General features: G+C 55.6%; 10 protein-coding genes and 1 CRISPR repeat array. Of the genes, 4 read left to right on the forward strand and 6 right to left on the reverse strand.

What is annotated here, in order from left to right:
• Positions 1–21: 21 nt before the first annotated feature.
• On the reverse strand, positions 22–1,338 hold the full coding sequence (locus tag ABWO17_RS05615; RefSeq protein WP_353116576.1) for a hypothetical protein: 1,317 nt from the start codon (positions 1,336–1,338) through the stop codon (positions 22–24).
• A gap of 479 nt (positions 1,339–1,817) precedes the next feature.
• A complete protein-coding gene (locus ABWO17_RS05620) occupies positions 1,818–2,381 on the reverse strand; it encodes a recombinase family protein (protein WP_502914873.1) in 564 nt (187 codons plus the stop codon).
• Positions 2,382–2,689: 308 nt separating this feature from the next.
• Between ABWO17_RS05620 and cas5 the strand changes: the two genes are divergently transcribed.
• The 4 genes from cas5 to ABWO17_RS05640 all read left to right on the forward strand — a co-directional run bounded on the left by cas5 (position 2,690) and on the right by ABWO17_RS05640 (position 8,541).
• Positions 2,690–3,328 carry a CRISPR-associated protein Cas5 gene (gene cas5, locus ABWO17_RS05625; RefSeq protein ID WP_353116577.1) on the forward strand — a complete coding sequence of 213 codons (639 nt, stop codon included), beginning with the start codon at positions 2,690–2,692 and terminating at the stop codon, positions 3,326–3,328.
• A gap of 196 nt (positions 3,329–3,524) precedes the next feature.
• On the forward strand, positions 3,525–5,432 hold the full coding sequence (locus tag ABWO17_RS05630) for a hypothetical protein (protein WP_353116578.1): 1,908 nt from the start codon (positions 3,525–3,527) through the stop codon (positions 5,430–5,432).
• Complete coding sequence (locus ABWO17_RS05635; RefSeq protein ID WP_353116579.1) at positions 5,429–6,304, forward strand: type I CRISPR-associated protein Cas7; 876 nt, start codon at positions 5,429–5,431, stop codon at positions 6,302–6,304. Before ABWO17_RS05630 ends, ABWO17_RS05635 begins: the two co-directional genes overlap by 4 nt.
• 125 nt (positions 6,305–6,429) lie before the next feature.
• Complete coding sequence (locus tag ABWO17_RS05640; RefSeq protein ID WP_353116580.1) at positions 6,430–8,541, forward strand: CRISPR-associated helicase/endonuclease Cas3; 2,112 nt, start codon at positions 6,430–6,432, stop codon at positions 8,539–8,541.
• A gap of 144 nt (positions 8,542–8,685) precedes the next feature.
• A CRISPR array of direct repeats spans positions 8,686–10,934; the repeat unit is 31 nt; unit sequence GTCGCACCTTCACGGGTGCGTGGGTTGAAAC.
• A gap of 1,375 nt (positions 10,935–12,309) precedes the next feature.
• On the opposite strand, the gene ABWO17_RS05645 is transcribed toward ABWO17_RS05640, so the two are convergent.
• The 4 genes from ABWO17_RS05645 to ABWO17_RS05660 form a co-directional block, all read right to left on the reverse strand.
• On the reverse strand, positions 12,310–14,214 hold the full coding sequence (locus tag ABWO17_RS05645) for a UvrD-helicase domain-containing protein (RefSeq protein ID WP_353116581.1): 1,905 nt from the start codon (positions 14,212–14,214) through the stop codon (positions 12,310–12,312).
• A 2-nt stretch (positions 14,215–14,216) separates the two neighbouring features.
• Positions 14,217–16,199, reverse strand: coding sequence for an ATP-dependent nuclease (locus tag ABWO17_RS05650; protein ID WP_353116582.1), 1,983 nt, complete (start codon positions 16,197–16,199; stop codon positions 14,217–14,219).
• Positions 16,200–16,967: 768 nt separating this feature from the next.
• Positions 16,968–17,642, reverse strand: coding sequence for a DUF7002 family protein (locus tag ABWO17_RS05655; RefSeq protein WP_353116583.1), 675 nt, complete (start codon positions 17,640–17,642; stop codon positions 16,968–16,970).
• Position 17,643: 1 nt separating this feature from the next.
• Positions 17,644–19,254, reverse strand: coding sequence for an adenylosuccinate synthetase (locus ABWO17_RS05660; RefSeq protein WP_353116584.1), 1,611 nt, complete (start codon positions 19,252–19,254; stop codon positions 17,644–17,646).
• Between the last annotated feature and the right edge of the window lie 376 nt (positions 19,255–19,630).

Raw genomic sequence — 19,630 nt, forward strand, 5'->3', positions numbered from 1 at the left:
CATATAATGCGAAGTTCTCTCTCAATCTGTTGTCAATGAGTTCTTAGTCTCGACGGGGATGTGGCAAGCATACTTTGCATTGACCACCTCGTCCATCGCATAGCGCAGTTTCTCAACCTCGCTCCGCTTCACCAGAAAGGAATCAAACACAGGCAAGCATGTCACCCCCTGAGCAGCCAGCCTGGACATGATCTCGTCCGCTATGTCGGCATCCATCTTCTGCAAGCGCAAGCCCGCCCCTGCTCCAAAGTGCCTGGATATGACTTCGTGCCTCTCCAACAGCCTTGCGATGACTGAATCCATGTCGATGGCTCTCAGGCGCTCATGGAACTCAGGGGCAACCTTGTTGCGAATCTCACGCTTGATGCTCGCCTTCGCTTCTGAGAGCGTCTTGGCGTTGATGAGCACCAGCAAAGCGAACTTGCAGACATCCCGCATGAGCTTGTCACCTTCTGATCCAGGCAACACATAGGGATCACCTGGGCATGGTGCCCCTGTCTCCTTGATGTAGAGCAGGTTGGGATGAATGCTTTTGTAGTCAAGCTCAACGACGCCCTCGCCATCAATCAAAACCTTTGCCCGCAACTGCTTTGGGATGACTTGCCACCAGCCACGGTAATGACGACCACCCCGCGTGAACTTGTCATTGAAAATTCTGACAAGAGTCTTGCTGTGCAAGTCAAACGCCCGTGAGTCTTCGTCGCCCCCTTCCAACTGACGCGCAACCGATTCAGCCTGGAGCGCTTCCAGTTCCTCTCGCGACACATCAAGCTCAATCTTGCTGGCCTTCAGGGTCTTGTTGATAATGCCCAGACGCTCACGCATTTCTCTCGTGGCATCTGTGTCTTTGTAGTCTACCTGCTGGCCACCCTTTTTGAGAATGATGACTTCGGCATCCTCTGGCGGTGAGAGCTCTATCGCTTCAATCCCCTTGAACAGCGGAAGCAAGCTGCTACTGGCACGCATGCGAGAACGCTTTCCAGCGCCAGCCCCCCTGTCATAGAAGCCCGCCACGTGCTCAATGAAGTCGAGTTCTGCGAGCCGATCAACAACACTGACCAGCTTCTCGTACTTTATAAACAGCTTATTGTATCTCTTGCCTTTGCTGTAATGATTCTTGTCGCGTGAGTATGCGACATACATATCAGGAGAACGAAGCCAGCAGGCATACAGGTTCAAGATGACATTCTTGATTGTAGGTCGAAGCTTTTGGTATCGCTTCTCGTCGCCTTCGCAGATGAGCATTCCAACATACTCAACGAGCGGGTTTGATTCTGGATGGTCTGACCACTTGAGAATATCAAACGGAATGCTTGGGTAGGAGGTGGCGTCTGACACAGCTAAACAAGCTCTCTCTTTGCGATGTTTGGATGGTTGGCTATGGGGCACGGAAAGAAGGCTGATTTATCGCGCCGAGTTCTGGACTTCGTCTCTGACTGACCTTTACCAAGTGATTGAAAACAAAGAAATGTATTTTAACTCTTAAATACTCTTATTCTTCTTGAAGCGGGGAGGGGAGGGAATATCATTACTCATACAGACTGAACTTGCCTCAGTGATAATTCGCTACAGCAACCATGAAAATTTCCACCCAACACCACACGAAAACAAGAAACGCTCCAGAATTGAATTTAAGACACGAAACCCCTCAACACACACGCGAAGCTGCCCTCGCACCCGATCGCGCCTCAGAATCGATCCTGGTGCGAAATTTACACATGCGCACCCATCCTCGCGGCGCACTCAACGACGCGCATCCTCTGTAAGCAACCAAACAGCCGCGACAATTTCAAGCCAAATGGCAACTGAGCATACGGCTATATCCCGATTACACGGGCATAGATCGTCTGCCGAGAGACGCCATACTCAGCGGCCAGTGCTGAAACCTTGTCGCCCTGCTCTATCCTGCTCCTGATCACCTGGGCCTGTTCATTGCTCAGGGCTGGCTTTCTGCCCTTGTACTTGCCTTTAGCCTTTGCCAGGGCAATCCCCTCACGCTGGCGCTCACGGATCATGGAGCGCTCAAACTCGCTCACCGCCCCAATGATTTGCAATTGGAGGCGCTGGAACGGCTCATCTTTGCCCGTGAAATGCAAGCCCTCCTTGTGGAACCTCACCGCCACGCCACGTTCAAGAAGCACCGTCAGGATAGAAAGCAAGTCATTCAGGTTGCGCGCGAGCCGGTCAATCGAATGGACATGGAGCGTGTCTCCGGTTCTCAGATGCGCCAAGCATTTCTTCCAGCCCGGCCTGTTTGTGGACCCGCCTGAGGCGTGATCCTCAAACCGTTCATCCAGCTTCACCCCCTCCAACTGTCGCTCAAGATTCTGGTCGACAGAGCTTACACGCAGGTAGCCTACATCTTGTCCCGTGATCGTCATGGCAGCCCCCTCTCAGAAGTGCATTGTCAGAAAAGCCTCTAAGAGATTGCTAGACATTTGTCAAACAAAGCCAAAAAGAGCCCTAAAATGACACAGCTGGAGCGAACTCCAGCTGTCCAATTAGGGTACACCTCATCAACACAATACCCCGTACCACTCGCTCTAGACTGACAGCCCAGTCGTGAGCCTGTCATGGATACAATTGATATCGCCTATACAAAAAAATAATTGCACCGCGCTTATCAATAATACGTATAAAGAAAACCAGTGAGGCAGTGCTTACTCGCAAATAGTAGCAGGAGGTACTGATGGACCCGTATTCAGTTTCCCTAGAGGTGTCAGGAAAAACAGCCATTTTTACCCGCCCGGACACAGGATCATCTCCCATCTCGTATCCTGTGCCCACGTACTCCGCGCTTCGCGGCATTTTCGAGGCAATCCTGCTGCTTGAGCAGGCCTCGGTCGTCCCTGTCAAAGTCGAAATCTGTGCTCCCATCAACTACCACCACTACACAACAAACTACCTTGGTCCTGCCAAAAAGACGGGCCAAGAGGGTGCGTTGCAGGTGCCCGCCACGGTGCTCACGGATGTGTGTTACCGGGTCTACGCCCGTGCGCACCATGACGACAGGCCCATCCCGTACAGCACACGCGCAAAACCTAACGGGTCGCGCTGCACGCATGGCGGTCATGCATACCGGGAGATTTTCAACCGCAGAATCAAACGGGGGCAGTGCTACAGGACACCATTCCTCGGCTGGAAAGAGTTTACGGTAAACTACTTCGGTCCATTCCGCCCCGACACAAAAGTTCAAGAGGACATCAACCTGTTCATCCCCTGCCTGTTCAAGGCATTCTCGATGGATGGGCTGGGAAAATCCACGACGTGGCAGCCAACCTTCATGAACAACGTAGAGGTTCGCGAGGGGGTGCTGCACTATGTATGAGTTTTTCCAGATAGCGGAATCGTTGACCCGTGCCGGGATATCGCCCCCCAGGCGTGCATCGGCGATCAAGCCTTGTCCTCGCAAACCCCGCCTTACGGTTTTCATCGATTCCGATGGTCTGCCGGTAGACTTGTCCATCTGCCCTTTACCCGATGCGGAACACCCTGCCCCTGATCGCTGGGCGCCAGACAACCACATGGCGTTTCCCAGCATCGCCGTTGATCCTCCTTTGCTCTCCACCGACAAATCCACTTTCTCTGCCTTTCGCAAGGCTTGCAAAGACACATCACCGGAAAGGTACGCAGAGCGAGTCGAGTCCGCCGGGGTTCTGATAGCGGGCGCCACCTCCGGCTGGTCTGACAAGCTCAGAAAGAAGCTTGTCCGGCAGATACGCGGGGGCGCTCTGCTCCTTGCTCAAACCGGTTCGTTGCCTCCCCATGCCGGGGCCTTCACGGAACTGGTACGGCGGTGTGAAGCCTTGGATCCGGAGCAACTGGAAGCATTCCTGTGCACTCGCGTCGCGGAAGGGGTGCGTGAATCGCCGCTTGCCTGGGCAGCCCTTCTTGATGGCGTTATCGCTCTCCAGGAAGGTTCCAAACAGCCTCCGTCGAATACCCTGCTTGTCACGCTGGAGTTGGATGACTGGCAGAAATACCCCGCGCTTGCCAACAGCCCGGCTGTCTTCGATGCGATCAACGCCTGCCTGCTCGCGGCGGGAAGTATGGACACCGAAGAAACCGATGCGTTTGGCCTGCCGCTCACCGGGCACAAGGAACCAATGCCCAAGCTGGTGCTTCCGAAGTCGGGAGAAAAGCCCCTTCGGTCCATGTTCGGTGAGGTACCCGCAAACTACCGCTATCGGCGTGCGGATGCGGAGTCGTTCCCGGTGGGCAACGAATCTCGCCTGCGCATGCTGAGCGCCAGCCAATGGATGATGGCTCCAGAGCGCGAAGGAAGCACCTGGGCGTTCCTGAACCAGAAAGGCAAGCTCGGCAGAACCGCAATAGACCCCACCTTCGTGCTTATCGCTCCACAGCAGATGCCCCCGGCCCCACCGGCGCTGGGGCGGCTCTTTGCCCCTCTGTCTGCCAAAGCGGAACAGGCAGCGAGCGCACATGGTTTTGCCGCCATCGCAGAAGATGTCGTCCGCGCGCTACGAGGTGCCTGGAGTGGCGACCTGTCCGTTCCGGTGCAGGTTTCCGTCCTCACGTCCTATGACAAGGGCCGGTACAAGCTGCTGATGAGCGACACCTTCACGGCAGCCCATTTCATCGACGCATCCCGCGAATGGCAAAAAGGCTGCACCAACATTCCCCCCATGCTCTTCAGGATCGTGGAGAGCCGCCAATCGCGACTTCTCGCCCCCGACACACCACTCCCCTCAGAGGTGCCCCCCCTGCTGGCAACAGTGTGGCTCCGCGATGGCGAAGAGTGTCGCACCACGCGGCAAGTCTCCCAAGACTTGCCCGCACGGCTGCTGCTGGCAAAGAAAACAGCCGGGGGCGAACTCTCCATGGGGCTGTTGCGCCAACATATGGATGATCAGGTTCCCATTCTGTTGGCCCTGGGGCTGAGTCGCTTCAGGGGCAAAGAGGTGCATGTTCCACGGGACATCCCCTACCGTATAGAAATACTGCCTTCCGTACTCGGGCTGCTGCTCCTGAAGGCCGGACGGCAAATGGAGGACTACATGCAAGACGCCTACTTTCTTGTCGGGCGCGTTCTCAACCTCGCGGACAAACTGCATGAGCAATACTGCCTCGCCGTGCGGGATGGACATGTGCCCCCTGTGCTGTTGGGCAATTCACTGATGCGTACCGCCCTTGAGAACCCAGTGGAAGCCGTGGAACAACTGGCGGACAGGATGCTGGTCTACCACGCTTGGGCACGATCAAGTCGTGAGGATAACAGCAAAATCGCCAAATGGGCGCTCGGGCAGTTCGCCCCTCTCAGCGAATCGCTGAAAGAAAATGGCATTCCGAGCGTGGTGACCCCCACGGGCAAGGCCGAATTGCTGCTCGGTTACCTTGCGGGTGTACCCGGCAAGAAAACTGCGGAAGAAATCTCCCAGAACGTCGATACTGAAGAAGGAGCATCCGAATGAGCACCACCTCGTTTCAGAACAAGCTGACCGGCCTTCTCATCCTCGAAGCAGTGAACAGCAATCCCAACGGCGACCCCGATCGTGAAAGCGATCCCCGCCATCGGGCCAACGGCATCGGCGAGATCAGCCCCGTGTCGTTCAAGGCCAAGCTGCGGAGTCTCGTGGGGGACAAGGAAGGGCCGGTGTGGAACGAGATGAGTGCCCGTCACGGACTTGATGCCCAGAACTTCGACATCCTGGAGTGCAAGGGGCGCAGCATTGGCGAACTGCGAAAACTGTCCACCAGCGATCTGCTTGCCCGGTTCTGGGATGCCCGCCTGTTCGGCACCTCGCTCCTCGAAAAGGAATCAGGTGGGACTGAAGAAACCTTCCAGCAGCACATTCACACCGGGGCGCTTCAATTCGGAACCGGCCTTTCCCTCGCCCCTGTGAAGATCATCCGCAACACGACCACCATCAAGCGCGGCGTGCAGGAGGGCAAGGACAGGGGCATGGCACCGCTGGCCTACAGGGTGGTTGAATACGGCCTGTATACCATGCCGTTCTTCCTGAACCCCACCGTGGCCAACCGTACCCTGTGCACTCGCAAGGATATCGACCTGATGCTTGATGTCATTCCTTACGCCTACTCGCACACGGCCTCGTACGTGCGCCCGCACGTGAACATCAGACACGCATGGATTGCCGAACACAAAAGCCCCCTTGGCAGTTGTCCGGAATGGCGCATTCTGGAAGCCCTTACCCCCCGGCGCATCCGCAACGCCGAAACCAACCTGCCTGCTGCGTCCATTGACGAGTTCGGCATTCCCAATGGGCTGCCTGACGACATATTGTCAAAACTGGCCGGGGTGCGTGATCTGATAGACGGGTAGGCACGATGACACACCATGCGCATAGTGGCCGGGCGGCACGTGAAGGCCGCCCGGCCATCCCCCCACAGCCCTACGCCGTACATGTTCACGGTGTGGCGACTGCGGCGTTGCAACAGGCGCAGGAGATGGCCCGCTTTCTCACGGAACCGGGCCAACGGAAGCCGTTCATTGCCTGCGTGCATCGCGCGGCAATGGCCCACGACCTGGGAAAGCTGCTACCGGAAAATGCCGAGGTGCTGTCCCGATCCTACGGCATGGACAGGCCGACGCGTCTTCCGGTCAACCATGTGGATGCAGGGGTGGCACACCTTATGGCGAGCGGCGATGCCATGTCCGCCCTGCTGGTCTGGGCACATCACGCCGGGCTTGCCGATGCCAGTACCCTTTGCAAAACCTCTCCACCACTGCGGGACCCCACCATTCACTCTCGCGTGGATGAAGCGCTTGCCGTCTGCATGGCACACCATGCACAGGAAACGGGCGATGGCATTCCCCCGCTACCAGATGCAGGATTCATCCCCTCTTCATCGCTGGACCACAGGCTGGCTCTCTCTTGCCTTGTGGATGCGGATCATGGCGACACGGGCCGCCACTACGGAAGCACATCATTACCGGATGCGTGGCCCACCCTGCGCGCCGCAGATCGTCTTGCCGCCCTTGATGCCTTCGTAGAGAAACTAGGCCGGAAAGGCGGCCCTGGCGACGCACGGAACGCCATCCGGGCGGAACTCTATCGCAGTGCGCGCAAGGCCTCGCCCGATCTCGGCATCCGTTCTTGCGACAGCCCAGTGGGCACCGGCAAGACCACCAGCATCATGGCCCATCTGCTCCACGTGGCGAAAGTCCATGAACTGCGACGCATCTTCGTGGTCTTGCCATTCACGAACATCATCGATCAGGCCGTCTATACCTACCGCAAGGCCTTGGTACTGGACGGGGAAAACCCTGAAGAAGTGGTTGCCGCCCACCATCACAGGGCAGAGTTTGACGCACCGGAATCTCGTGAATTGGCGTTTCAGTGGCGTGCCCCGATCATAGTGGTGACGGCGGTGCAGTTCTTTGAAACGCTGGCAGCAGCCGCACCCGCTTCATTACGCAAGCTGCACAGCCTGCCGGGTTCCGCCGTCTTCATAGACGAGGCCCACGCGGCCATGCCAGCTGACCTTTGGCTGCCTGCGTGGGTATGGCTGCGGTCAGCCTGCCAGCGCTGGGGATGCCATTTCGTTCTGGCCTCCGGCTCTCTTTCGCGGTTCTGGGAATTGGACCAGTTTCGGGATGCGGAAAAAATTCACGGCATGGTACCAATGCCCGTCCGCCCCCTGATAGATGACGCACCCCGTGCGCATGCCATGCAGGCAGAGCAACGCCGGGTGCGATATGTGTCTATCCCCCGCGTTGTTGGCATGGAGGAGTTGGCTGATGCGGTCATGCGTGCCTCAGGCCCCCGCATTGTCGTGATGAACACGGTAAGGGGAGCCGCCATGCTGGCGCACCGCCTTGCTCAGGCACGGGGACGTCGGTTCGTCGAGCACCTGTCCACGGCCCTGTGCCCCCGCGACAGGGCGGCAACCTTGCGCCACGTGAAGCAACGTCTGCTGGCCGACGATTCGGAGTGGGTGCTTGTGGCCACCTCTTGCGTGGAAGCCGGGGTGGATTTTTCGTTTCGCACGGGATTCCGCGAGCGTTTCGGCCTGTGCAACCTGATCCAGTTGGGGGGCCGGGTCTGCCGAGAGGCTGAGGCCGAAGGCGTGGTGTATGACTTCGTGCTGCGCGCGGACGAAGTGCCGCCCCACCCCGGCGCACGGCTTGCTGCACTGGCGCTGTCCAGCCTGTTTGGCGAGGGACTGGTAGGGCAGGAACATTGCCGCGAGGCCCTGCGCCGGGAGCTTGCGCTAGGGGCTTCCGAAGGTAACGGAGGGCGTGGGCTTGCCATTTGCGTGGATGACAGTGCGGGCGAATTTCGCAAGGTGCATGACCGGTTCCGCATCATTGACGCTGATACGGTTACTGTCATCGTCGATCCCCACGCCATCGCCCGGTTGCAGTCTGGCAGTACGCTACCTCGGGCCGTATTGCAGGAGGTATCCGTGCAAATCTGGACCTCGCGCCTTGAACGCGAGCCAATCGCCCCAATACCCGGCTGGCCTCAACTGTACGCATGGCAAGGCGTCTATGACGACTTTTTGGGGTATCTCGCGGACGCATGCGCGAACCCCAGGCATCCGAGTCAAACCTGAGAGGTTCGCGGATTGCCACACAGGCGATAATGCTAGGTTTCCTGTCCAACCTCCGCGGCTACAGACCGGAGATAGCGTAAAAACGATGCTGTTCGCGGAATTGCCTTCGCGCGCCCTTGTCGGCAAAAGGAAATCGGACAGGCAGTCGCACCTTCACGGGTGCGTGGGTTGAAACATGCGCAGGCCGGACTGGTAGGCCAGTTCGGATGTCGCACCTTCACGGGTGCGTGGGTTGAAACTCTGGCGCGCCCGCCTTTACCAGGTGAGCGGAGAAGTCGCACCTTCACGGGTGCGTGGGTTGAAACCTTTTGGGTTGGAAACCCCCGTTTCCAACCCTGCAGTCGCACCTTCACGGGTGCGTGGGTTGAAACGCGACGCAGACCAGCGGCATTGACGCGCGCAGCTGTCGCACCTTCACGGGTGCGTGGGTTGAAACATGCCGGGGGGAAGTGCCTCGATTACGCCGGGGGGTCGCACCTTCACGGGTGCGTGGGTTGAAACCATTTCGTCGTACGCGCGGATGGTGTAGGTCTGGTCGCACCTTCACGGGTGCGTGGGTTGAAACTCCTCCTTTGGAGGGGAGGGGGGAGGAGGTGGTGTCGCACCTTCACGGGTGCGTGGGTTGAAACACGCCCTTGGCAATTTCGTAGGCGTCGCCGCGCTGGTCGCACCTTCACGGGTGCGTGGGTTGAAACTTGACGTAGGAGCGAGCCTCGTCAAGGAACGTCTGTCGCACCTTCACGGGTGCGTGGGTTGAAACCTCGAAATCGGCGTCAACGCCAAGGGCGAGATCGGTCGCACCTTCACGGGTGCGTGGGTTGAAACGTCAGGTACAGGATGTGCTGTTCGTTGTAGTGGTGTCGCACCTTCACGGGTGCGTGGGTTGAAACTGCAACCGGGTGGCCTCGCCACGCTTGACACACGTCGCACCTTCACGGGTGCGTGGGTTGAAACGGCCACTTGCTGCGGTCGGATCCGAACTTGTCGACGTCGCACCTTCACGGGTGCGTGGGTTGAAACCTGCAGCTTTCGCTGGCGCTGGTGGCCACCCCCTTGTCGCACCTTCACGGGTGCGTGGGTTGAAACCTTCTTGGCCATGGTCACATCCTCACATTGCATCCGGTCGCACCTTCACGGGTGCGTGGGTTGAAACTTGTTCCCCTTGTTTTTCGCCTTTGGTTCCCCCCGTCGCACCTTCACGGGTGCGTGGGTTGAAACGGTGACGGCATGCGCCCCCAGGTCGCCAACCCGGTCGCACCTTCACGGGTGCGTGGGTTGAAACATGATGGACGGGACCTATGCCGATGGCATCCCCACGTCGCACCTTCACGGGTGCGTGGGTTGAAACGAGCAATCGCTACGCACCGCCTTGGCTGGCAACGGTCGCACCTTCACGGGTGCGTGGGTTGAAACCCCTTGCAGGACACGCTGGCCAACCTGGACAGCGTCGCACCTTCACGGGTGCGTGGGTTGAAACGCAACCAAGCTGCTGACGAAATAGGAGGTGCCGGGTCGCACCTTCACGGGTGCGTGGGTTGAAACCGCAACTGGCTGCATCGCAGGGCCGGGCGGTTGCGTCGCACCTTCACGGGTGCGTGGGTTGAAACAGGGGCTCAAGGTCGCCCACCTTGCGCGCGGCATGTCGCACCTTCACGGGTGCGTGGGTTGAAACACCGAGTGGATGGCCTTCTACAAGCTGCGGCACGAGTCGCACCTTCACGGGTGCGTGGGTTGAAACGGCGAGAAGGCCGTACGAATCGCCGTCTTCGATAGTCGCACCTTCACGGGTGCGTGGGTTGAAACAAGCAACTAGCAGGGCCTGGCTCGCTGCCCGGATGGTCGCACCTTCACGGGTGCGTGGGTTGAAACATGATCTGCGAGGAGAAGTTGGTAATGGCGCTGCGGTCGCACCTTCACGGGTGCGTGGGTTGAAACGCTTGCCATCTAGCCCCCCAGGCTGCCCAGCACGGTCGCACCTTCACGGGTGCGTGGGTTGAAACTTTATACGTATCATCGTGGCGCAGTTTTTCTTTGTCGCACCTCCACGGGTGCGTGGGTTGAAACGCGTCGCTGCTGTGCCTGATGGCCGGGCGCGAGGCGTCGCACCTTCACGGGTGCGTGGGTTGAAACGACGTATCCTTCTGGTTGTAGAAGGTGTAGCCGTGTCGCACCTTCACGGGTGCGTGGGTTGAAACTTCACTGACCTGACCGGCGCTGATGAAGTCCTGAGTCGCACCGTCACGGGTGCGTGGGTTGAAACGTGGAGTTCGCGCCGAGGGTGGCTAAGGGGGATGAGGTCGAACCTTCACGGATGCGTGGGTTGAAAACTTGTCCAGCAATCGTTTAACGGCGGCGAGGTGGCGTCGTACCTTTGCGGGAGCGTGGGTTGAAACCAGGATTGCGACATTGCCGTGCGGCATGCCGAGTGCCGTGCTTACACGGGTGGGTGGGGTGAAACTCAATGGCGGGGGCATGCTGTCGCCAACCACGTGTCGCATAAACGGGTGACCATCTTATTGTCCAAGGTTCAGAAGTGCCATAGGCTTGCAGCCCGTGACGGCTGCAAGCCTATAGGTTATATTCGCACGGCACCTGGGGTTGATGATTTTGAGCAACAGCGTCAGAACCACACGGAGGGTGCGTACAAGCTCATCGCTTCTCCCCTCCCCTAAAATGTCGGGACGTTCTGCTATCACGAAACCACACAAAATCTCCATCTCCCACCACTCAATCCCTGCCGCCAAGCTATGTTACCCAGGAGGAAGTCATGTCCCAAAACACATACATGACGCTGTTGCTTCTCTTTTTCCTTGGCCTAGCTGTGTATGGATTCTGCATATCAAGGGAAAGCGTTGCCAAAGATACTCCAGCACGCAAAACGCCTCACGCTCCTCCTAACCCACCAGCGAATGAAGTAGCCGTCCTAAAGGGCCTGCTTGCCGAAGCGTACTTGGAGAATGCCCGGCTAAGGATGCAACTTGCCTCGCTCACTGAGCATGCTTGCGACTAACTCATCTTCGTGCCAGCTAATCGCAGTTCAGAAGCTGCTCTAGGCTACTCACTATTTGCACAAACCCAGCAAGCTACCTCAGGAGGAAGTCATGAACCCAAACTCATATCTCGCTTTATGGTTTCTTTTCGTCCTCACGGTTGCTGGCTACGTATATTACTCTAAAAGAAAATGGGGCGTAGACAGAAGTTCTTCGGACCGCATGCCTGCTCACACTGCGAACGAAGCAGCCGTCCTCAAGGTCATGCTTACCGAAGCATACATGGAGAACGCTATGCTAAAAGAAAGACTACGCGCATTCGAAGCGCAACCACACGAGTAAGTTCGCCCCACGAATGCATATTCTCTGAACACGACGACAGTGGATCCGCAAGCGTAACACCCCAGACAGCGTCCCTTCTTTTACTCTCAAGACCTTCTCAATGTGTTGCGCCCCTGGGTGCTCAATGGTACATTTTGCATGTACAAAGTTCGAGGTGCGCGAATAGGCCAACAGCAGAAGTCTCGAAAAATCATAGTGCCGCATGATGAGACTTCTGAGTTTCTCCTTCGGCAGCAGCAAATAAAACGCCCCGTGGCGTGTCACGGGGCGTTTTATTTGCTGCCATGTTCCGCCAGTGCATAGCTTTCAGCAATCCTCCCCTTTTTCGGCGAACCTTGACTCGCCTTGCCCCCCTTGGCGGCATCAACGCCTCGCCACCCCTCTGATAACAGCGAGTGCTCTCCTTAGGGAAAATTCGTCGGAGACGATTCACCAATCAGGCAACGTGAATACTCTTGACCCCAGCCTTAATCAACAGCCTGTAAAGAGTCGCAATCTTTGATCGCGTACCACGCTGCGCACAGTATGTGAAAACGACACGCTGTTTTGCGCGCGTGAACGCGACAAAAAAACCAGCAGTAGCCTCGACCTGATCTCTAGAGAAACTCCACCACGCCCCATCATCCAAACCAACAAATATTACGCTGTGGTATTCGAGTCCCTTGCTTTTATGGATCGTCATCAAAGGGGTCGCGTAAATGCCTTCATAGTTGTCAAGCGCCGTCGGCCAGTCAGTATCGCCTATTGACGAATCCAGTAGGTGCTCTGCTGCTGAGTCCAGCACCTTTTCGAACCAGCTGCCTTGTCCGTAGGCTGGATGAAAAGCAATCACTCGCTCACGACCGATGAACTCCAGAATATCGTTCACAATCGAACGCGACACCCTCTTCGATTTTGGAGGACTCGGATGAGCAGCACGAAGTTTGCGTACGTATGCGTCCAATTCTTGGGCAAGCTTTGCCTGTGCAACCTCATCGTCAGGAACGACTCCCCTTAGGGAGATGAGCGCCTCCTGACATTCTGTCCAATGTCGCCCAGCCCGAGCGGTCATAGCGAGACGTAGAACCTTCATGATTAGTTCGGATGCCGCTTCCACCAGCAAGTCCTGAAGCTCGATGCTCCCAACCTTTCTAGCTTCGTTGCGCAGAGGAATTCCTGCGGCTACAAAAGCCGGTTCGAGAACCTTCGCGTAATCGTTAGCCTTCTGCCGGACCAGCAAAACAAAATCGCGTGGACTGAGCATGTGCGTCTTCATCTCAGTCGCGACAAAAGTGGCCAAGCGCTCCGCTTCGATTTCTGGCGACGAAAAGTCCCAAATGGTGCAGCTGTCGCCAGCAATCTTACCGACGGTCTTCGACACCGGCGCCACGGCTCGGGCGTCCAGAGCCTGCGATAAGACGTGCTGGATACGCACCAACTCTGGAGACGATCTATAGTTGTTGTAGAGTGGCGTTCGCATCGCACCGAACTCTTCATCAAAAACGGCAAAGGGATCATCCATCGCCATTGCCCATCGCATTATCTGCTGCTTATTGTCTCCGACGGCGGTAATCACGGTGTCTGCGCCAAGAAAGATTGTACGGACCAAGTCATATTGGATATGGGTCGTATCCTGGAACTCATCCATAAACAGATGCGAGTACGTCAGCCGAAGGGCATCACGAGCCTTTGGATTAACCCGCAACAGAAGTTCGGCGAGTCGCCCGATCATGGGAAACGACAGGGTGCTTTTTCTGCCTTCATGAAGTGATTTTTGCCAGAATTTATCCGCAGCCCACTGAGCAGGTGTCGGATGAGGCCAGCCTTCCATAGGCAGCGGCGCCCCTACTAGGTAGCGGCGTTCGAAGGTTTCTATCGATACCGCCTGGATGTCCGCGAAGGTGCCGACTGAGGCGGGAGGCGTTCCTACCTCCTGAGACAAAAAGCCTCGGTAATCCCGATCACCGGGGAGCATGATGTCGTAGTCGCTCCGGGGCCGCCAACGCGCGGGCAACGCCTGGCCGAAGCGGTCAACCAGCCCTTTGGCAAAGGCGTCAAAGGTCATGGAATCGAAGCGTCCGGCATGATTGCGATGACAGCGCTGACGAACTCGCGCGGCGAGGTTCTTTGCGGCGTCGCGTTTGAAACAGATGGCGAGAATGCGCCTTGGCGCAGGCGAGATGCCCGTCTGAAGGAGATAGGCGGCGCGTTGCGCAAGCAATTCTGTCTTTCCTGCACCGGGACCAGCGATGACGGCGCGGTTATCGCTCGAGCGGACGACCGTCAGCGCATTCGCTTCAAGCGCGTCCACACCCACGGGCTTCCAATCGTCCGGTCGAACCCGTCGCGAGAGCACCGTCATAGCTAATCCCGCCGTAGCGACTTGGCGATGTGCGTTAGAACCTCGGCCAGAACTGAAGGCATTTCCTTGGCCAAGTCCTCTTTCTTGATGTGAGTTAGGGCCGCGAGGTGAGTTGCCGGTTTGCTGTGGGTGAGAAAATGGTAGCGATAAGCGGGCAGAAGAGCCGGATAGTCTTTGAACGGACCCGTGTAAATCGCAATTCCTGGTCCCGTTGTTCCAAGCACAACTTCTGCCGCCTTATCGGCGGCCATCTTCGGCCCCCCACCTTTGGGAATGATCGCCTTGTATGCATCGGGGAACGATTCGAGCATGGCAAGATCTAGATCGAGCGGTGCCGAGAAATAAACGCCATATTGCTTGAGGAACGTTACCCACCCAGATAGAAACTTGCGATCCTCGGCATCCTGCCAAGTGTGCATCTTTGCTAAGTCGTCATCGGATAATTTGCCTTCGGTGGTCAGTAGGAGCTTGGCTTTTGATTCGCCAAATTTAAGAAGTTCTTCAATCACCGATTTCACCCGGCCAAAGCCACCGCCGTCGCGGCCCAAGTCGAGATCAAGGAGCGTCGCGTGCGGGATATCCAGGTGTCTCAGCAACCGCCAGAAGTGCTGTACATGCCGCCCACCCAAGGGAACGATTGCGACAAAGGAAGGATCAATCAGGAGATCAAGCGCTTCGGCCAGACGAGGCAAGACAATCCGCTCCGAATCGCCTTCGACAAGCAGAACGAACCGAGCGAAGTAGAGTTCAGGGTAGGCCAGCATGGCACCGCGCACGAACTTGGCGGCCTCCTCCTCATCAGTCGGCATCTTAATTTCCTTGACCTTCGAAACGCGGGTCTTCGGATCGCAGCGGCAGTAGCGGACCTCATGCGGATTAACGCGGCTCAGCACCGACGGCGAATGACTGGTGATTATGGCCTGGGCGCCTCCGGCATCGGTCAGCGATCTAACCTGACGGACAATGCGGGCGAGAAAGTAAGGCGAGAGATGGTTCTCCGGCTCTTCTAGAGCGAACAGCGTGAGCGCGGGGATACGCAGGGTGTCGTTACGGAAGCCTTCCACCGTACCAGCCACCACCTCGCGCTCCAGATCGAAAACGGCCGCAGCCAGAGCGAAATAGAAAAGTGATTGCTGTCCGTCGCTCAAAGCGTCAAGTCCGCGTTCATGCCCGTCCGGCCCCTGCTCGAAGATAACGGCAATTTTGTTGACGACCTCCTCGAACCGACGACTGACCAGACTGAGCTTGGGTTTAGTATCGACTACGTCGTCATGAAGACCTGACCAGCGCGCCTGCAAAGCTTTACCGATCGCGGCAATCGCCGATTCGTTCCCGAACGCGCTAGCGAGATTTTCAGCGGTTTCCTGGACGGTTTTCTCGGTTTCGGATGACCATTCAATCGCGCGGAGCAGGCGAGCGGCGAGTGCGCCAGCCGTTGCCCGAACCTGAGTTGCCGCATCGCGACTGGCGGGTGTGTAGTAGAGCTGGATTAACCCTCGATCCGATGCCGAGACTGGATGGCGCTGGCGCTCAGCCGAATCATCGTTGAGTGTGTCCACCCAGAAAAGGTCCTGCGTAACCTCGCCTTCCGCTGTCCCGTCGTCTTCCCATCGCGCTTCGAGACGCAGGCGACAGGCCGGTGATTCGCCCTCCCGTTCGATCTGCATGTGTCGGAACGAGGGGGCGATTGTCTCAGGCGTTGCGCTGCCGTCGGCCAATTCGGGAAATCCGATCAACACGTCAACGAACAGAGCCTTGGCCTCTCGGTCGCTGGAGTCGTCCCCCGCCCCCAAGTGGAAATCCGAGCACTGCACGGTGCGCTGCGCACGCGACACGCCAAACATTTTCGACAGTGCGTGCAAAAGAGCTGTCTTGCCTGCCGCATTCGGACCGATGACAGCCGTGATCTCCGATGAAATCTGCACCGTTACGGGGTCAGGGCCAAAACAACGGAAGCCAGCCAAAGTTATAGATTCGATACGCACTAGTCCCCCTCCACGTGCGGCAACGTGCTTATTCTCAGTGCAAACAATTGAATTATCGCATAACAGTTACGTCAAAGTTTTGTCGAGAGGGCTATAGGTGATGACCACTCCAACACGCAAAACGCCTCACGCTCCAACTAGCCTGTCAGGGAATGAAGTAGCCGTCCTTAAGGGCATGCACGCCGAAGCGTACATGGAAACGCTCCGCTAAAAAAACTTCGCGCATTCGAAGCGCGATCACATGGGTAAGCTCACAACCATCAGCCTCACCCTTGCGAACCGCTTGGCGTGCGACACTGTCGCCCCCCCACACACTCTTTCTGCACTATTCACCGTGTTGCGCCCCTGGGTGCTCGATGGTACATTTTGTACGTACAAAGTTCGAGGAAAGCGAACAGGCAGCGAACAAAAGCCTTGAAAAATCAAAGCTTTGCATGGATAGGCTTCCGAGTCTCGCTCCCGGCAACAAGCTAAAGACCCGTGATACACCACGGGTCTTTTTTGGGCCATGCCCGGCTTAGGATAGCTCTTCCTCTTGTCTTCACCCTCCCCCCCTTCTTGCATTTCGGGGACGAACCGGCTACCCAAATGGGTACAAAACACGGATACAAACCGGGGATACAACCTCCTTGGCATCTCTTTAGCATTCAAGGTGTTACAGTAGGTGTGGACGGGTACATAGACTCCCGCCGCCTCCACCAATTTCTGGGCCGACCTGCCGCAAGGCAGGTCGGCCCGATTTTATATTAACGTGCGGTATCTCACCAGCTATGTGCTGCGACGATAAATGTTGTGAGGAAGGGAATCACTTTGCATCATGTCCACTGAGTCTATAAAGTCGAGTATGTCGGTGACTCGGTAGTCAACTGCAAGCTCTACGATGACGTCGTCTGCTTTTCTGCCCCTGTTTCTCCAGTAGTCGTAATCAAAATCATCAATTTTTGAAAATGTGCTGTTCCCACGTCTTGGAGCATTGAAAAGCGTGCATCCAGAGTTATACGGCGAAAGTGTTATTGCGTCGTAATGCCTCTCGATAAGCTTTTTTGCGTCTAGTGTGAGTACGCAGTGCCGGTAGTTTCTGTATGCCTTTGCGGCTAAGAGCCCGCACAGGCGAGAGTGGGTCGTCCAGAAAAAAGTTTTCCTGTTAAGTATTTGATACCATTCGCTTGGGCTCAGCCCGTCATCTAGAACTCTCTTGAGGGTGGTCTCTCTTAGCGGCTTTTGGTCACGCACAATAGCAGTGCCATATTCTGGGTGCTTGATAGTCACACATTCCGGCCTGTGCTGTGTGAGTAATTGTTTCCGTAGTGGATCTTTTATTTCAAAGATATTCAGTAGGGCCTCAGTGCTGCAGAGTCCATGCTTAGAAATGTTTTCCCAAGCGTTCTCGTTTGCCATATGATATAATTTTTTGTGAATATTTAGTATGTGTTTATATTTCATACTACCAAGACCTCCTGTCGATTATGCTGCGCAAATGAAATCTTGTTGAAAGCAAGGATACCTGAGCTTTGGCAAAACGCTCAACCTCCTCAATAAACTGTATTGTCTCAAGCGTTAGTTGATCAAACCTTCGAGCATCTCTGTTCTTGACGTTTAAATAATCTACGAAAGTCAACGCAATGTCGGTTGGTGAATTGAGTGTTGTTGACTTTCGTAAGAGGTGCCAGTCAAACTCCCCAATTCTTCGCTTCCCCTTGGTGATTGATGTTAATTCCTTTAGGTCTTCCAAGGGTACTCCGGAGCGATTTGCAATTTCTTCACGTGTAACATTTGGAGACATTGGTCCAGATGTCATGCCTTCTGCGCTGTTTGGAACTCTTATAGGATATGTTCTGCACACCATAACTACCCTTCTTACGCGGGCTGATGATATTCCAGATTCTGATAAGCACCCTGATACGGTTGTGTCTCTAGATGTCACATATGGATAATATCCATGGTAAAGGCTTAATCCTGTGCCCTGTGTTCCCTCAAGCAAGACTTTTAAGCGGTTTCTAAAGGCGTCTTCAAAGACTTCTAAGGCCGTTTTTTTGGTGTACTTGCGTAAATCAACATGGTCCTTGGCAAGTTGTACAGGACGAACTCGACTGCCTCTGTCCGCTATTCTACGCGAGGCAGCAATCCCTGTTCCTGACCCAGTTGAGGAAATATCTTTTGTGAGTTGAATTTCTCTTTTGATGTCATCATTCGAGACGATCATAGCTTGAGGATCAATGCACAATCTGCTTTCATCAATTCCGTGATCTCCAATTTCTTTCAAAATTACCTTTGGATTAATCACTGCACCAGCGCCAATAACTATTTTTGCGTCACTTGATCCGCTTCCTGATGGCAACTGGCTAAATATGTACTCTCCCCCTCTTGGAAGCTTTACCTTGTGACCTGCGTTAGATCCACCGACACGCACAAGTAATTGATATTCAGGTGAAAGATATGATGCGACGTTTCCTTTTCCCTCGCTTCCGTATTGTCCACCAATAATAACATCAACTAGCTTTTCATGATACATTCCATAAAGACCTAGCAAGCATGCCGTTCTCTCAAAGACATCTTCATGCAAGCATCGTATTGTATCGATGGCAATGTCGGAGTGCTTTGAGAGATGTTCAACCTCGCGCTCAGACTCGTTACATATAGCATCGTCGTAACTGCAATCATTTGTGTTGCCAGCGATTTTTGCTGCATAGCGCTCACGCAAAATTTTATCTGGAGCGGTAAGGTGTACATGTATAACTTTCCTGCCGAATTTGTTTCTGAAATTGTTTACTTGTAGTTCGGTTCTGATAGAGTCAATTACTATATATTCCGAATTTTTTTGCTCGTAAAATGAACAAAAATCATCTAATATCCAACGCCCGCCATCTATCGCATCGAGATATTTACCATATTCTTGAAGCTCTCTCCGGGAAGTGCCTCCTTCTTTTTTCCTCAGTCGCACATATTCTGTCGTTTTCATAAGTGAAAATCCGAAGCGATCTATCAACCTCTTTGACAGGCTGGACTTTCCCGAGCAAATAGGGCCAGACAGAAGAACGATTTTTGTTATATTCATCTCGCAATTCCTCCAGAATAAAACATGGCATAACTGCCTGACACACAAACACCTTTCGCCCTGCCATATTGCGTTTATTATATTTTATAAATTATAAATATATCCACCGCGCGGCGCACAGTTTTGCTCGTGTCTATCCTTGCGCGAAAGTGCACACCCTACCCGCTCTGGCCTGTTGACGAAAATTCAGGATAGAATAGACACTGACAAAACGACTCCGGATTTCCGTATCCGCCATGGGGGCATGCCCCATGGGTGTACAGGTGCGGGCCTTGGGCGGTGCTACGCCATGTCGCGTCCCGCCCCGTCCGCCCCTATCTGCCACGTCCCGGAAGTCATACGCCCGACTGCAAAGGCCACAGCTCCACGAGCGCGC

It is taken from the genome of Nitratidesulfovibrio sp., from assembly GCF_040373385.1.
Classification (GTDB): domain Bacteria; phylum Desulfobacterota; class Desulfovibrionia; order Desulfovibrionales; family Desulfovibrionaceae; genus Cupidesulfovibrio.

Excerpts from the sequence above, each read along its gene's own strand:
- ABWO17_RS05640 (WP_353116580.1), top strand. The coding sequence starts at position 6,430 with ATGGCCCGCTTTCTCACGGAACCGGGCCAACGGAAGCCGTTCATTGCC.
- ABWO17_RS05620 (WP_502914873.1), bottom strand. The coding sequence starts at position 2,381 with ATGACGATCACGGGACAAGATGTAGGCTACCTGCGTGTAAGCTCTGTC.
- cas5 (WP_353116577.1), top strand. The coding sequence starts at position 2,690 with ATGGACCCGTATTCAGTTTCCCTAGAGGTGTCAGGAAAAACAGCCATT.
- ABWO17_RS05630 (WP_353116578.1), top strand. The coding sequence starts at position 3,525 with ATGGCGTTTCCCAGCATCGCCGTTGATCCTCCTTTGCTCTCCACCGAC.
- ABWO17_RS05645 (WP_353116581.1), bottom strand. The coding sequence starts at position 14,214 with ATGACGGTGCTCTCGCGACGGGTTCGACCGGACGATTGGAAGCCCGTG.
- ABWO17_RS05660 (WP_353116584.1), bottom strand. The coding sequence starts at position 19,254 with ATGAATATAACAAAAATCGTTCTTCTGTCTGGCCCTATTTGCTCGGGA.
- ABWO17_RS05655 (WP_353116583.1), bottom strand. The coding sequence starts at position 17,642 with ATGAAATATAAACACATACTAAATATTCACAAAAAATTATATCATATG.
- ABWO17_RS05635 (WP_353116579.1), top strand. The coding sequence starts at position 5,429 with ATGAGCACCACCTCGTTTCAGAACAAGCTGACCGGCCTTCTCATCCTC.